This window comes from Acetobacter ascendens (genome assembly GCF_001766235.1).
Classification (GTDB): domain Bacteria; phylum Pseudomonadota; class Alphaproteobacteria; order Acetobacterales; family Acetobacteraceae; genus Acetobacter; species Acetobacter ascendens.
In genome coordinates, this window is sequence record NZ_CP015164.1 from 1825001 (window position 1) to 1839296 (window position 14296).

At 53.2% G+C, this 14296-nt stretch carries 14 protein-coding genes, 1 tRNA gene and 1 pseudogene (1 of these 16 only partly in view); 5 read left to right on the top strand and 11 right to left on the bottom strand.

Annotated elements, in window-relative coordinates; all coding sequences use genetic code 11:
• Positions 1-438 carry the 3' end of a LysR substrate-binding domain-containing protein gene (locus A4S02_RS08720; protein WP_228142333.1) on the top strand. Its footprint begins 444 nt before the window's first position, so the window shows 438 of its 882 coding nt (coding positions 445-882); its start codon lies off the left edge, out of view; its stop codon occupies positions 436-438.
• Here the strand turns inward: A4S02_RS08720 and A4S02_RS15140 are convergent.
• A protein-coding gene (locus tag A4S02_RS15140; protein ID WP_099046885.1) for an IS5 family transposase occupies positions 341-1098 on the bottom strand; the annotation gives its coding sequence in 2 pieces (ribosomal slippage) (positions 341-777 and positions 777-1098; 759 coding nt in all). The genes A4S02_RS08720 and A4S02_RS15140 overlap by 98 nt on opposite strands.
• A gap of 186 nt (positions 1099-1284) precedes the next feature.
• On the opposite strand from A4S02_RS15140, the pseudogene A4S02_RS16305 reads away from it, so the two are divergent.
• Together A4S02_RS16305 and A4S02_RS16310 are read left to right on the top strand one after the other, a co-directional pair.
• Positions 1285-1620 (top strand): annotated as a pseudogene (locus tag A4S02_RS16305) (FUSC family protein); the annotation flags it as partial.
• 104 nt (positions 1621-1724) lie between these two features.
• Entirely contained in the window at positions 1725-2300 is a 576-nt protein-coding gene (locus tag A4S02_RS16310; protein WP_265733682.1) for an FUSC family protein, read from the top strand.
• 322 nt (positions 2301-2622) lie between these two features.
• Here A4S02_RS16310 and A4S02_RS08740 read toward each other — a convergent pair.
• Both A4S02_RS08740 and A4S02_RS08745 read right to left on the bottom strand, forming a co-directional pair.
• Positions 2623-2699: transfer RNA gene (locus A4S02_RS08740), tRNA-Arg, on the bottom strand.
• A gap of 119 nt (positions 2700-2818) precedes the next feature.
• On the bottom strand, positions 2819-3928 hold the full coding sequence (locus A4S02_RS08745; RefSeq protein ID WP_070323532.1) for an alpha/beta fold hydrolase: 1110 nt from the start codon (positions 3926-3928) through the stop codon (positions 2819-2821).
• A 60-nt stretch (positions 3929-3988) separates the two neighbouring features.
• Here A4S02_RS08745 and A4S02_RS08750 point away from each other — a divergent pair, with 60 nt between their 5' ends.
• Together A4S02_RS08750 and A4S02_RS08755 are read left to right on the top strand one after the other, a co-directional pair.
• On the top strand, positions 3989-4204 hold the full coding sequence (locus A4S02_RS08750; protein WP_019087819.1) for a zinc-finger domain-containing protein: 216 nt from the start codon (positions 3989-3991) through the stop codon (positions 4202-4204).
• Positions 4205-4298: 94 nt separating this feature from the next.
• On the top strand, positions 4299-6491 hold the full coding sequence (locus A4S02_RS08755; protein ID WP_070323533.1) for a protein-disulfide reductase DsbD family protein: 2193 nt from the start codon (positions 4299-4301) through the stop codon (positions 6489-6491).
• Here A4S02_RS08755 and A4S02_RS08760 read toward each other — a convergent pair.
• The 8 genes from A4S02_RS08760 to argS all read right to left on the bottom strand — a co-directional run bounded on the left by A4S02_RS08760 (position 6488) and on the right by argS (position 14262).
• The gene (locus tag A4S02_RS08760; RefSeq protein WP_003624383.1) at positions 6488-6826 is read right to left on the bottom strand and encodes a DMT family transporter; all 339 of its coding nucleotides are present in this window, start codon (positions 6824-6826) and stop codon (positions 6488-6490) included. The genes A4S02_RS08755 and A4S02_RS08760 overlap by 4 nt on opposite strands.
• Before the next feature lie 18 nt (positions 6827-6844).
• Positions 6845-8113, bottom strand: coding sequence for a serine--tRNA ligase (gene serS / locus A4S02_RS08765; protein WP_070323534.1), 1269 nt, complete (start codon positions 8111-8113; stop codon positions 6845-6847).
• Between the two features lie 3 nt (positions 8114-8116).
• Positions 8117-8947, bottom strand: a complete 831-nt coding sequence (gene tatC, locus A4S02_RS08770) for a twin-arginine translocase subunit TatC (RefSeq protein WP_070323535.1) — start codon at positions 8945-8947, stop codon at positions 8117-8119.
• Positions 8944-9612, bottom strand: coding sequence for a Sec-independent protein translocase protein TatB (tatB, locus tag A4S02_RS08775; RefSeq protein ID WP_157885537.1), 669 nt, complete (start codon positions 9610-9612; stop codon positions 8944-8946). Before tatB ends, tatC begins: the two co-directional genes overlap by 4 nt.
• Positions 9613-9684: 72 nt before the next feature.
• A complete protein-coding gene (gene scpB, locus A4S02_RS08780) occupies positions 9685-10551 on the bottom strand; it encodes an SMC-Scp complex subunit ScpB (protein ID WP_070323537.1) in 867 nt (288 codons plus the stop codon).
• Positions 10548-11465 (bottom strand): segregation and condensation protein A, encoded by a 918-nt coding sequence (locus tag A4S02_RS08785; protein WP_019087825.1) that lies wholly within the window; start codon positions 11463-11465, stop codon positions 10548-10550. The genes scpB and A4S02_RS08785 overlap by 4 nt, the downstream gene beginning before the upstream one ends.
• 20 nt (positions 11466-11485) lie before the next feature.
• Positions 11486-12463, bottom strand: a complete 978-nt coding sequence (locus A4S02_RS08790) for an SPOR domain-containing protein (RefSeq protein WP_070323538.1) — start codon at positions 12461-12463, stop codon at positions 11486-11488.
• Positions 12463-14262, bottom strand: coding sequence for an arginine--tRNA ligase (gene argS / locus A4S02_RS08795; protein WP_019087827.1), 1800 nt, complete (start codon positions 14260-14262; stop codon positions 12463-12465). Before argS ends, A4S02_RS08790 begins: the two co-directional genes overlap by 1 nt.
• Between the last annotated feature and the right edge of the window lie 34 nt (positions 14263-14296).

Sequence of the window (14296 nt, forward strand, 5' to 3'; positions counted from 1 at the left end):
CTGATCCCCTCAGAAGGGCCTTTTGATACGCATGCCCTCTATCAAGAACAACACGTATTGGCTGCTGGCGAAGGTATAACACTCCCTCACACGCGCCATTGTTCATGGGAAACCATCGGTCAGTTGCCTTTGGGGCTCCTTAACTCGCAAATGCGTAGTCGGCAGTTTATAGATGCAGCGTTTCGTGAAGCCGGCGTAAAACCGTACATCATGCTAGAAACAAATGCTTTGGAACTTCTGCACACAGAAGTGCTTGCCAGTCGCCTTGCAACCATCCTGCCGGTAGCCGCCCTTCCTGAACGCAGCGGTATATTACAGACACGTTTGCTAGGCTCAGGACTCATAGCCAGAACAAGACGGTTGCGGCGAGGCAGACTGCGGAGAAGAAGACGGTCGGGCATCTGTCATAGCGTGTTGCGACCCGTCTCCAGTCCTTGAGCCTGCCGAACATGATCTCGATACGGTTGCGTCTTTTGTATTTCCGTTTGTCGTATTTGACCGGTTTTGCGCGAGATTTTCGACCAGGAATACAGGGTTTGATCCCTTTCTCCTCCAGGGCCTCTCTGAACCAGTCAGCGTCGTAGCCCCGGTCTGCCAGCATCCATTCGGCTGATGGGAGACTGTCCAGAAGGGCAGCGGCACCAGTATAATCACTGATCTGACCTGCTGTCATGAAGAAGTTGAGCGGACGTCCGTTCCGGTCAGTGACAGCATGCAGCTTCGTATTCATCCCGCCTTTGGTCCGCCCGATCAAACGGCCTGGGCCCCCTTTTTTAACCGCAGGCTCGAAGCCGTGCGATGGGCCTTGAGATAGGTCGCATCAATCATGATTGTCTGAGGCTCTGCCTTGCCAGTAGCCAATCCCTCCATCATGCGGATGAAGATCCCCATAGCACTCCAGCGCTTCCAGCGGTTGTAGAGCGTCTTGTGTGGACCGTATTCCCGGGGGGCATCACGCCAGCGCAGACCATTTCTGTTCACGAAAATGATCCCACTCAACACACGACGGTCATCAACGCGAGGTTTGCCATGGCTCTTCGGGAAAAAGGGCCGCAGACGATCCATCTGTTCCTCGGTCAGCCAATACAGGTCACTCATCTTCAGTCTCCTCACAGAGGCTGAATCAGATTTCCGCAATCAAATCAATGGGTCCTGAGCCTAGAAATGGGCCCGCATTCTCATGCCGCGGATCATGCGCGTGCAGCTTTTGCAGGCATGATTACCATGCTGGCCCGCGGATATGGCCTTGCCCTGACGCATCAACTCACACCAACAGAACGCACCATGCTGGCTGATGAAGCAACCATTCGCCAACATATTCAGGCCTGCATGTACCCAAAATCAGGAGATCATTTCCGTTTTAAGCTGCAATCTCGCAGGCATGCCGTAGAAGCCATGGATAACGGTATCCGGGCCTGTTTGGGCATTCTGGGGGCGTGGCTTGTGTGGGAAGTGACGGCATGGCCCGCTGGCCCTACGTTTTTTTCTTTTGTTTCGCTCGTCTATGGCTTGCTGGCCACGCGTGAAAATCCGCTTTTAGCGGCCGCCCCTTTTTTTAAGGGTGCTTTATGGTGCGGGCTCATTGCTGCTTTGTACGCGCTACTGGTTATACCCGCCATTACAGCGCCAGAACTTCTGGTTCTGTTCCTGTTTATTCCGATGATTATTGGCGGGCTGGCTGCGCGACACACACACACACAGCAGGATATGCTTTTTCATTCAACATGTTCCTGCCTGTGCTGCTTGGCCCTGCCAATCAGGGCCGATTTGATGAGCAATCTTTTTTCAACACCATTCTGGCGTTTCTGGGGGCTGTATTGTTCGCCCGGTGGACTTTTCTCATTATCTTTCCCTTCCGGCTTGATTCTCACATGCGCCGCACACGCAGATGGATAGAAAAAAGCCTTAATCACCTAGCCCGTACAGGTGATAGAACCCTGCCCCATATCTGGCTTTCCAGAAATGCCGAAAGCCTTGTAAGAATTATCAACACCTCCAAGTCTCTCCCTCAGGAAAAAACGGAGCATTACATTCAAGAACAGATCTTATACATGGTGAAAGGCCTGTATCTGATCTTTCTGCGGGATACTTTGAAAGATAAAACACTTCCCGAGGCTTTAAAAACCGAACTCAAAAAAATCCTTCGGATCTGGGCATCCGGTAGCCCTGTGCGCATGCAACAAACTCAGGATTTTCTAAACAGACTGAAGCAGGAAGATTTCCCACCTTCTACTCCAGCCCAAGCGCTCATGGAAAAAATATGCACATATCTGCATGTTCTGGCTGCCCCCATGAAATAATGGCTTTTCAGCCCCGTTCACGGTTTTGCATATTTGACGCTGAAAAACTTACAGCCCGAAAGAATACTCCGTATGCCTCAACCTAAAAACCATACACCAAATACGGATCAGGCAACACACCGGACTGCTAAATCTCAAACAAGAGCCAATTTGGGGAGCGGCGCCGGTATTACCGCATTTTTAGGTTTTATCGGATTTATTGCTTCCCCTCGGGCAAGCCTACGTAGCCTATTGGAAGATGCAAAAGACCATTACCGCCGCAAAAAGTAATGCTCAGCGAGACAAGCTGTATGCCACCAAAACTATCAATAATTTTAAGGGATGGTGGACCCGGCGCGATTCGAACGCGCGACCTTTGCCTTCGGAGGGCAACGCTCTATCCAGCTGAGCTACGGGTCCGTGCGCCTTCCCTAACGCAATTCAGGGGTATTTGCCAAGCCTCTATCTGCATTATCCTGATAACTTCCGCAGATGGCGTTTGCTCCGTATTCCGGCCCTGTGGTTCTGGATAGATAGATTTAACGCGCCAAACCATCGAACCATGAGGCCGGAAACCACTTTCCCTCCGACTTTACCGGGTTTTGTGCCTGCCATGTGCTGGCCGCAACATCTCCACCTGATGGCAAAAAACTGTCTGGTTGCGTGATCCAGCTTAGCATGTCCTGCATCACCTGTTTGCCATTTTTATCACGCAGCAGCAAATGGTGGCCGCCGGAAATCAGATCCAACCGCGTGCTTTTGGGCAGGGTTTCCCATACTTTGGCCATCGCTTTGGAGGGCACAAGTTGATCTTTATCCCCATATACACAAAGCAGTGGCCCTTTCATCTGCGGCGCCACGGCAGCGGCCTGCCTCATCAAGCTCACCAACCCGCGTAAGGCCTCTAGCTGGGTAGCTCTCAAAGTAAGTGGATCAAAATACAGGCGCAAAAGGGCTGCCGGATTATCACTTGCCACCACATGCACGGGCAGTTCCCGCCCTGTAACCAAGTGGTGTGGGAAAAGCGTTGCCAGAACATCCAGCGGAATATCTGCTCCAAGCCCCAGATTCCACACAGCAGGCGCTAACAGCAACGTGCCTGCAACAGATGGAGCATCTGACTTAGACATGAGAAGCATGAGAATAGCGCCCCCCATACTTTCCCCAGTCAGATAAAGCGGTATCTGGGGATTTTCTTGCTGAAGAATAGCTATTTCTTCACGCACATCCTGCACCATACGCTCTGCACCCGCCCATTCTCCACGCTTTGGGGCTTCTCCAAAACCGCGTTGATCAGGCGCCACCACCGTTATGCCTTGTCTGGCAAAAAATGGCGCAGGTTGCTCCCACGCATCACGGCTATCGTTAAACCCGTGCAGCGCCAACAATATGCCCCGAGGCTGCCCTTGTGCCTTCCATACGCGTGCTGGAAGCACCACCCCATCCGCTAGCGTAAAGATGCGATCAGGCGGAACCAGCCGAGCAGCTGCAGCAAAACGTGGTGAAGGCTTTGGGGGATCAGGAAGTTTCATACTGCATCCTGTCAAACTCAAACACACAACCAATAACGCGCAACCGTATCGTCCATATCTGCTCACGCGCATGGGAAGATAAGAAAGGTGCAAAACCATAGCCCAGACAGCTATCATGCACACAGCCAGCACATGTTGTTCATTTGGGCATCATAGCAAAAAGGGAATACCACACCTATGTTGATACAGCCTGCCAACCCTGTGCCGCATCCCAAACTAGGGCATGTTGAAACCATTATGGTGGACAAACGCAAAATTGCCTGCGATGGCGGCTTGGGCGCGCTTGGGCACCCGCGCGTATGGCTGAAAATTGGCGGGCATCAAACCGTATGCCCCTATTGTTCACGCCTGTTTGTACTACAACCAGATGCCGAAGCCCCAGCAGAACACTAACTGCTTTTTCTACATCCTGCGTCTTCAACAACATCAGCTTACAATTACAGGTGAGTTTGGCCTATGCTGCGCGCTCCTTACCGCAGAATGCACCATGAGTTTGCCTGTTATGCCCTTTTCGCGTCTTACTGCCTTTAGCCTGCCTTCTGCTCCTGCCTCGATGCAGACAAAAGGCAACGGGCGTGGCCTTGTAGGCTGGTTGACTCTTCCTGTTGCCATTTTGGCAGCAGCGCTTGTTTATTCACATCCTTCAGCCGCAGCAGAAAGTTCTCAGGTTAAAACCGGCCATAGCATTGCAAGCCTGATAACCGCGTCTGATACAGTTGGCGCTAATAGCCCCTTACACATTGCTTTGCGGCTACAACTTCAGAATGGTTGGCACACATACTGGCAAAATCCGGGAGATGCGGGAGACCCTCCAGCTATCACCATCAATGCTGATGGCGCGTTGCAAGGCAGCACGCAAACCATCCAATGGCCGGTTCCGCAACGCATCCGCGATTCTTCACTTATGTCTTACGCCTATACTGGCGATGTAATCCTGCCTCTGGAACTTCCTCTTCAATCAGCAGATCAGAAATCAGACAAGGTCAACATCATGGCGCATGCAAGCTGGTTGGTGTGTGAGCATGTATGTGTGCCCGAAGAAGCTGATCTTGCGCTCACATTGGATAAAGGCCCACCTGCACCTTCTGCTCAAGCCACTTTGTTTGAGCAAACATCGCAGCGCACCGCTGTGCCTTCACCTTACGCAGCAACTTTTTCCTCTAACGGCATTTTACAGCTAACTGGCAAAGATCTCAGTCCTTCATCCGTATCCGATGCGTGGTTTATGCCGGAACAACAAGGAAAGATTGCCGAAGCCGCTGAGCAAAAAACCATCATCCGCAATGGCTCTGTAACGCTGCATCTTAAGCCGACTACAAACTTTTCTGCCCTGCGATCTTTATCTGGAATTGTGGTTTTAAAGGATAAAGCCGGCACAGAACGCGCCCTACAAATTCATGCCAGCCTTGGCACACTTACCGATCCAGCAGAAAATACACTCGCTGCTTCTGCCGGATTTGTGCAGCAAATGCTGTTTGCCTTTATTGGCGGCCTTATCCTAAACCTGATGCCCTGTGTATTTCCGATCTTGGCCATGAAAGCTCTGGCAATCACCCGGCTCGGACATGCGGCAAGACGAGAACAAATTCTTAGCGCAGCATGTTATGCAGTTGGGGTTATCGGCAGCTTTACTCTATTGGGCGCCACCATGATGGCGGCTCGTCTAACAGGTTCTGCCGCAGGCTGGGGCTTCCAGTTTCAGTCCCCTCTTTTTGTGGGAATGATCTGCTGGTTGCTTTTTGCCATGGCCCTGAACCTTCTGGGCGTATTTGCTTTCTCTGCCGTATCTCTCAATAGCTCACCTCATACACGCCACCACTTGTGGAACGATATTTTAACAGGTGTACTTGCTGTTGTTGTGGCCTCCCCCTGCACAGCCCCTTTTATGGGCGTGGCTATTGCTGGGGCTCTGTCTGGCCCTCCTATTGCTGGGCTTACCATATTTGCAGCACTCGGGTTGGGTTTAGCCCTGCCCTACCTGCTGATTGCAACATTCCCTTCCTGTGCCAGAATTCTGCCGCGCCCCGGCGCATGGATGGTCTATTTGCGCCAGTTTCTGGCATTTCCCCTACTGGCATCCTGCGTATGGTTGTTATGGGTTGCCACGCTGGAAGGTGGCGCTTCCATAGTTGTCTTGCTTGGATCTGGCATGGTGCTTTTGGGGTTGGCCGCATGGGTGTATGGTCTGGCCCAGACACATCAGAACACATTATCTGATCGCAAACGCTTTGCCTTGCACGGTTTGGCATTATTGGCATTACTTGGGGCACTTTCTCTCCTGCCCGTATTACGCCAACAAGCAGCAGCTCCATCTTCTGCCCAAGGTATGACCTTGCCCGAAGGCGTAGAAGCTTTTTCCACCGCGCGTCTACAAACCCTACATGCCAGCGGCAAAGGCGTGTTTGTAGATATGACAGCCGCATGGTGCATTACCTGCTTGGTAAACGAACGCGTGGCGTTAGATGTGCCGGAGGTGCGCGAGGCCTTTAAAACCCAGAACGTCAGCCTGCTGCGTGGAGATTGGACAGCGCACGATGCCGCCATTACGGCCTTCCTACGCCAACATGGGCGCGATGGTGTACCTTTTTACCTGTTCATTCCGGCTAACGGAGCGCCCATAACGCTGCCACAGGTGCTCACACCGGGGTTGGTTATTAAAACCATCAGTTCCACACGTTAATGTTGTATGGAACCTGAAAACAGATTGATAACCAGCACCCCAACCATAATTAGGCCAATACCAATAAGGGCTGGTGTATCTAGCATTTGTTTGAAAAACAACGCACCAATGCCAGAAACCAGCACAATACCTACCCCACTCCAGATGGCATAAACAATGCCCGTTGGAATGGTTTTGAGAGGGATGGATAGAAAATAGAAAGCACACCCATACGCAGCCAGACTGGCAACAGCATAACCCCAACGTGCAAACCCGTGCGAGGCTGTGAGCAAGGATGTGCCGATAACTTCAGATACAATGGCAATCGCCAAGTATAAGGAGGGTTTGGAAACCATTGTATCTAAGCCCTATTTTTAGCTGATTTTTTCAACGCCCCCCATATATGGGTGCAGAACATCCGGCACGCTAACAGAGCCATCTTCGTTCTGATAGTTTTCCATCACCGCAATAAGGGTGCGGCCTACAGCAAGGCCAGAACCATTCAGCGTATGCACAAAAACAGGTGCAGCACCCGCCTGCGGACGATAACGGGCATTCATGCGACGGCCCTGAAAATCCCGTGTATTGGAGCACGAAGAAATTTCCCGCCAAGCCCCCTGCCCCGGCAGCCATGCTTCCAGATCAAAGGTTTTAGCTGCGCCAAACCCGGTATCCCCTGCGCATAGCAGCACACGGCGGTAAGGAATATTTAGCTTTTCCAGCACCTTTTCTGCACAGCGCGTCATGCGCTCATGCTCGGCATCGCTTTCTTCTGGCGTGGTTACGGAAACCATTTCCACTTTTTCAAACTGATGCTGGCGGAGCATTCCACGCACATCTCGCCCAGCAGCCCCTGCCTCGCTTCGGAAACACTGGCTCAGTGCTGTCATACGCAATGGCAGTGCCGATGCTTCCAGAATATCGCCAGAAACAGAAGCTGTAAGCGGCACTTCTGCTGTGGGAATAAGCCAGCGGCCATCTTCCGTGCGGAAAGATTGATCTGCAAATTTTGGCAGCTTGTCTGTTCCGTACATGGCATCATCATTCACCATGACAGGCACTTGAGTTTCCGTATAACCATGTTCGGTAACATGCAGATCCAGCATAAACTGGCCCAGTGCACGTGCCAGACGCGCGATACCACCACGGAGCACTACAAAACGTGAACCAGAAAGCTTGGCTGCTGTTGCAAAATCCATCTGCTTCAGCGTTTCACCCAGCTCAAAATGCTGCTTGGGTGTAAACGTAAAGGCAGGCTTTGCCCCCCATTCATGCTGCACCACGTTTGCGCTTTCATCCGGGCCTTCAGGCACGGTAGCATCCAAACGGTTTGGCAGATTGGCCAAAAGTGCTGTGCTTTCACGCCCCAGCACATTCACCTGTTCTTCCAGCGCTTCCATTTCTGCGCGCAAGGCCAAGCCTTCGGCTTCCAGATCACTGCTATCACCACCATTCCGCTTCAGGGTTCCAATTTCACGCGCCAGTGCTTTGCGACGCCCCTGCTTTTCCTGCAACACGGTCTGGGCCTGGCGGCGTTCTCCATCCCATGCCAGCAATTTGGCAGAAACAGGCTCCACCCCACGGCGGGCAAGATCGGCATCAAAAGCAGCGGGATCAGCCCGCAGGGCGCGAATATCATGCATGGGTCAAGGAACCTCCTGCTGGGTGTTGGATGTATCTTCCGCTTGGCTGGCCTTCCACTTCGGTTCGACCAAGCGCGCGCAGATAATGGAAATTTCGTAAAGTAAGACCAACGGCACGGCCAGACCGATCTGGGTAATGACATCTGGCGGCATCAGAATAGCGGCGATAACAAAAGCGCCCACAATGGCGTAGCGACGAAACCGGCGGAGCATATCTGCCGTAACAATGCCCACACGTGCCAGAAGCGTAAGCACCACTGGCAGTTCAAACGCCACGCCAAAAGCCATGATCAGTTTCATGACCAGAGAAAGATATTCGGAAACCTTGGCTTGCAGTTCAATCTGCACGCCATCATGTCCTGCGCCTGCTGTTTGGAATGACAGGAAGAAACGCCATGCGATGGGGAAAATAAAGTAATAAGCCAGCGATGCCCCAACCAGAAACAGAATAGGCGTTGCAATTAAAAACGGAGCAAAAGCGCGCTTTTCCGATCGGTAAAGGCCGGGGGCTATAAAAATCCATGCCTGCATGGCCACAACAGGAAAAGACAGAAAAGCCGCGCCAAAAAACGCTACACGAATATAGGTGAAAAATGCCTCATACAGAGCAGTGTAAATGAGATGCGGCTGTTCACCCTGCTGGCGCATAATTTCACCCAACGGGCGCGCCAGAAACAGATAGATATCACCTGCGTAGTGGTAACACAGCGCAAAACACAGAATAAAAGCCGCACCTGCCCACAATAAACGACGACGCAATTCCAGCAGATGTTCGATCAACGGCATTGGCTGATCGTGAATAGGATCTTCCCCCACGGTTTCGTTTTCGTTCATGGTTGATGATCCATTATCTGCTGTTCTGGCTCAGCCCCTTTTGGCGGCTCTGGCTGTATATCCACATCCTGCTGCCAAGCCGACCGGCTTGGGCCAGATACGCGCCCCAATCTTTCACCCGGCGCCACACTGCGCCCACCGTGCATGATGCGCACTGGTGGCAAAAATGCTGGTGGGTGTAAGCGTTCCTGCTCTTTCAAAATGCGGCGCACAATATTGGGCGGCAATTCTGGAGGGGCACTGGCAATATCTTCATCGGTTACGGCTGGCTCATACGTGCTGGGCACATAAGCAGAAACATTGGTTGTGCTTTGTGTGCTGGAAGCTGGCATATCCAATGCACGAGGGCCTGCGGGAATATGTTTTTCAGCAATTTGTGGTGGAGGGGCGAAGGAGCTGCTTAACGTGCCATCGGAATCAATGGCCTTCATGATCCGGTTGCGTACATTGAGATTTTTGAGATCTCGAACCTGATCGCGCACTTCTGTCAGATCAGCTTCACGCACCATTTCATCAACGTGAGACTGAAACTCCCCCGCCAGTTTGCGTGCCTTTTTCACAGCCCCTGCCAGCCCACGAATGGCCACGGGCAAATCCTTCGGGCCGATGACGACCAGAGCCACGGCGCCAATCAGCGCGATTTCAGACCAGGCAAAATCAAACATGGGCAGTTCCGTTGCTGCACGCACCGCACGGGAAAAACAAAAATGCCCGCGCAACTAGATGCAGAGTATCTATCATGAGCCTTCTGGCGCGGGAACATGCGGTTTTATGCTTTCTTCCGCAACTTCTGGCGTTATCTCTGCCTGCGCATCTATATTTTCAGCACCTTCGGCTAGATCAACCTCCGTTTGTAACGCACTATCCGGTTCTGCATCAGCGTCTGATGTATCAGGCGTATGTTCCGTTTGGTCTGTGGACTCTTGCGCGCCTTTTGCAAAAGCAATTTCTGTTTGTGGCCGCCCCATTGCCCCTGCATTTTCAGGCACTTCCACCAACAGTTCTTCCCTACGTGGCAGGTCAGCCAAAGAGCGTAAACTAAAGTGACGTAGAAAATCCTGAGTTGTGCCCCACAACACCGGCCGCCCCGGCACTTCCTTGCGCCCTTTTGGCATGATGAGTGCAGATTCTATCAGCGTATCCAGCACATTCTGCCCAAGGCTTACGCCACGTATTTCTTCTATTTGCACGCGCGTGCAGGGCTGGTGATAAGCAATAATCGCCAGTGTTTCCATAACCGCGCGTGAAAAACGGCGAGGCCGTTCAAGCACACGCGTAAGAGCTGGCGCCAAATCTGGCGCTGTCCGAAACTGCCACCCTCCGGCTATTTCAACAGGCATTACACCTCGGCCATTGTAACGCTGCACAAGGGCTTGCAAAACGGCCGTAACAAAAGCGGCCAGATTATCTACACCATCTGGCACAAGCTGGCGCAATTCCAGCAACTCCGCCAAGCGGCGCGCACTTACGGGTTCGGTAGACGCAAAAATAAGTGCTTCAGCCAAGCGTAGAGCTTCTTCTGAAACCATAGTGTTTTCAGGCTGAACCACCTTAATGGTCTCTGCACTTTCAAAAGCAGTATTATCCGCTGTGTCAGTGGTCATGCATTTTGTGCTTCTTCTGTGGAAAGGGTGCTTTCAGCGCCATCATGCCCAGGTTCGTGAGTTTCTTCATGCGGGCGCAACATAATCTGCCCAAACACCTCTTCCTGCCGCAATTCCAGCCTTCCACTTTTTGCCAATTCCAGCCCTGCAATAAGTGTACCTGCCACAGCAGCACGCCGTTGGCGCACAGCATCTGCACCTTCTGCCTGTTCAGGCAAGACATCTGGCAAAAAAATATCCAGACTGCTCCAGCCCGGTGGCGTTTCTCCTAACAGACGTGTCAGCCTGCTTAAGGCATCTTGCACTGTCCAGAACCGTAACGTGCGTGGCGCATAAATACGCTTGCGCGCATTACGCCGCATGGCTGCCATATAGGCCCGCATAAGCTGTGGCATATCCAGCGCCAGACCAGAACGGTCTATTTCTACCAGATCTTCTGCTACACCACGGGCAAACACATCCCGCCCCAATCTGGGTCTGTCATCCAGCCAGCGGGCCAGTTCACCCATACAGGCAAGCTCTATCAGCCGCTCCTGCAACAGTTCTGCGGCTTCTTCACCTTCTACGGCGAGTTCATCATCCGGGGGAAGTAGCAGACGGGATTTAAGCCATGCCAGCCATGCCGCCATAACCAACCAGTCTGCGGCCAGTTCTAACCGAACCCGACGAGCATTTTCTACAACGGCAAGATATTGTTCTACCAGTTGCAGAATAGAAATACGCGCCAGATCAACCTTTTGCGCCCGTGCCAGATCAAGCAGAAGGTCCATAGGGCCTTCAAACCCCTCCAGACGCAACAAAGGCACACGTGGCACCTGCTCTGCCTGCGTATCAACATGAGCGGGCAGCACACCGGAAACCTCTGCTGGGCTTAGCGCACTTTCAACATCTGCCTGCGTGTGTCCTGCTTCCATTCTGCCAGACCAGTTACAGCTTACTGCCGCACTGCCATACACGCCATGCCGCGTTCTCGCACTGCAGAACAGAATTCACGCGCAGTTGCCACAGAAGCAAAGCCTTTTACCCGCAAGCGATAGAACGTGGCATTATTCTGCTCCGTCCGCACGAAGGAAGGCGTGCTATCTCCGAATAAGGTGGGATAACGAGACTTCAGGCGTGACCACTCCTTACGTGCCTCATCTTCGTTCTGCACCGCAGCCAGCTGCACCTGATACTTTCCACCCTCTACACCGCCATGTGGCACAGTTGATGTTTTTGTATCAGCCGGCGCTGCTTTACTTGTTGCAGCAGTATCCTTGGTTGGAACAGGCGTGGCTGGCTTGGGTTTCGGGTTATTTTCAACCGATTGCGCAGCCGCAGTATCCCCTTCCTCTCCGCCAGTAGAGGCTTCAGTTTCTTCCTGCGCAGGAGTGCTTTGTGCATCTGCCGAAGGTGCCGCTGCCGTTGGTTCTGCACCTGCTCCTTCAGCTCCTATTGCCGGAACTGGTGCCCCCTCTGTCTTACCAGAATCATTCCCTCCCTGTGCGCCGTATTGGGCAGCCAAGGCTTCGGGATTAGGTTTTTCTGGGGCCGGAACAGGGTGTGCTTTTGGGTCACCTTCCTCATCCGGCATGGCAACAGAATCAAGCTGCATTCCACCCGGATCAACCGGCTTTGTGCGCATAGAAACCGGCGGCGGCCCCATAATGGCGATGCCATGCTGATGGTGCCCCATCAGCGCCCAGCCACCAATACCCAACACCAGCAAACCACCCAGACCGGCAGCCCCATAAACCAGACGCCGCGTGCCCGTATCACTACTTAAAAAGCGGGTCAGCACGTTCTCCGTTGGGCGGCTACCCACAGCAGATGGCCGCGTAGGTGCTGGATCTTCGTAATCCATGCTCATGCGCTCACGCGCACGGCTGATCCTGTCATCTGCTGAAAATTTGGGGCGGTCTTCATCACTCATCAGCGCATTTCCTCCACGGGTTCCACACCCATGACTGCAAGACCAGAGCGGATAACTACCGCCGTAGCTGCAACAAGGGCAAGACGCGCACGGGTGGACTCTACGGCATCAGGCTGAAGGAAGCGCAAAGAGGCATCATCCCGGCCACGATTCCATAGGGCATGAAAATCACCCGCCACATCGGCAAGGTAGAAGGCCACACGATGGGGTTCCCGCGCAAGCGCTGCGGCTTCCACCATACGCGGCCATTCTGCCAGACGGCGGATAAGCGCCATTTCGGCATCTGCTGTCAGAGATTCGAGCGATGCAGAGGCAAGAGCACCATCGTCCGTATCACCATACACGGCGGCTTCTGCTGCGGCCCGCAACACGGAGCGGCAGCGTGCATGGGCATACTGCACATAAAACACCGGGTTATCGCGCTGCTGCGCTACAACCAAATCAAGATCGAACTCCATCTGGGCGTCGCTCTTGCGGGTCAGCATGGTAAAGCGCACCGCATCACGCCCGACTTCATCAATCAGATCACGCAAAGTAACAAACGTACCAGCACGTTTGGACATTTTAACGGGCTGCCCATCACGCAGAATATGCACAATCTGGCATAGCACCACTTCAAGCGGCACCGTATCGCCCGTAATTGCCTTAACGGCGGCCTTCATGCGTTTGACGTAACCACCGTGATCGGCACCCCAAACGTCAATCATCATCTGCGCACCGCGCGCTACCTTGTCTGCATGATAGCCAATATCGTTGGCAAAATAGGTATTGGTGCCATCAGACTTGCGCAGCGGGCGATCAACATCATCCCCAAACTGAGTGGAACGGAACAGAAGCTGCTCGCGCTCTTCCCAATCTTCCGGCAGCTTGCCTTTGGGTGGCTCCAGCACGCCTTCATACAACAGGCCCTGCTGTTCGAGCTTGCTGATAGCCGCATCTGTTACGCCACGGCGCAGCACTTCGGCTTCTGATGTAAACACATCATGATGCACGCCAAGGGCTGCCAAATCTTCCTTAATAGCCGTGAGCATATGCGCCACGGCAAAACCGCGCACTGTTTCCAGCCATGTGGCTTCTGGCGCTGGCAGAGGCGCCCCATCGGCATCAGTTTCTGTCAGCTTGTTTCCGTATTCCGCAGCCAGTTCCATACCTACGGGAATAAGGTATTCCCCTTGATATTGCAGGCCACCCGGTGCCAGCGCAGAAAAATCATCCTGCGTCATTTTGGTACCAAGGGCTTGCAGGTAACGCCAGTAGGCTGCCCATGCCAGCGCCCTGACCTGTGCACCGGCATCATTAATGTAAAATTCCTTGGTAACAGCAAAGCCTGCCTTGGCCATAAGGTTAGCAAGGGCATCCCCCACCACGGCGCCACGGCAATGCCCAACATGCATTGGCCCTGTTGGGTTGGCGGAAACATATTCCACATTCACCCGTAGGCCCTTGCCTGCCTGAGATGCCCCATAGGCTTCACCCGCATTCAACACTGCGGGCAGGATGCCGCGCATGACATCGGGCTTGAGCGTAATGTTGACAAACCCCGGCCCTGCAGCGGCTACAGAGGCAACTCCTTCTACCTTTTGCAGGGCGGTTACCAGATCAGCCGCAATATCTGCCGGTTTACGGCGTGCCACCTTGGCCAGCAGCAGAGCGGCATTGGTTGCCATATCTCCGTGCGAGGGGTCTCGCGTTGGAGTCAGTTCCACGCGGGCCAGCGTTTCTTCCGGCACATTGGGCAGCAGTTCCTGCACAATGGCCAGAACATGTTGACGGTAACGCTGAAACACACAGTCAGACATAAAACACTTAACCCCGTAATAGTAAGAAAGCGCT